1 protein-coding gene is annotated in these 606 nt (G+C 73.6%); it reads left to right on the forward strand.

Translation table 11 applies throughout. The features are described from left to right. Nucleotides 1-606 (forward strand): MFS transporter (locus tag DZG00_RS16255; protein ID WP_119455862.1); only part of this gene is annotated, 606 nt, incomplete at both ends.

The raw sequence follows: 606 nt of genomic DNA on the forward strand, positions 1-606 counted from the left end.
GATCCGGCGACGGGCGCCAGCACCGAGACGACGGCCGAGGCCCGGACCGCGGACGCCGCCGATGCCGTCGACGCGTCCGGCGACGAGCCCGACGCCGCGCCCCGCGAGCGCCTCTTCGGCGCGCGCCTTCGTCGCCGCACGCTCTCGCTCTGGATCGTGTGGTTTTGCGTCAACTTCGCCTACTACGGCGCCTTCATCTGGCTGCCGACGCTGCTCGTCGCGCAGGGCTTCTCGCTCGTGCGGTCGTTCGAGTACACGCTCCTCATCACGCTCGCGCAGCTCCCGGGCTATGCGGTGTCGGCCTGGCTCGTCGAGAGGTGGGGGCGGCGCGTGACGCTCGCGGTGTTCCTCGCGGGATCCGCCGTCTCGGCCGGCCTCTTCGGCACCGCGGACTCCGTCACGACGATCCTCGTCTTCGGCGCCCTCATGTCGTTCTCGAACCTCGGCGCATGGGGTGCGCTCTACGCCGTGACGCCCGAGCTCTACCCGACGCGGGTGCGCGCAACGGGCGCCGGCAGCGCGGCGGGCTTCGGGCGGCTCGCCTCGATCGTCGCGCCGCTGTGCGTGCCGCCGCTCCTCGCGCTCGGCGGCGTCGCGCTGCCGTTC

It is taken from the genome of Clavibacter lycopersici (assembly GCF_003576405.1).
GTDB classification, from domain to species: domain Bacteria; phylum Actinomycetota; class Actinomycetes; order Actinomycetales; family Microbacteriaceae; genus Clavibacter; species Clavibacter lycopersici.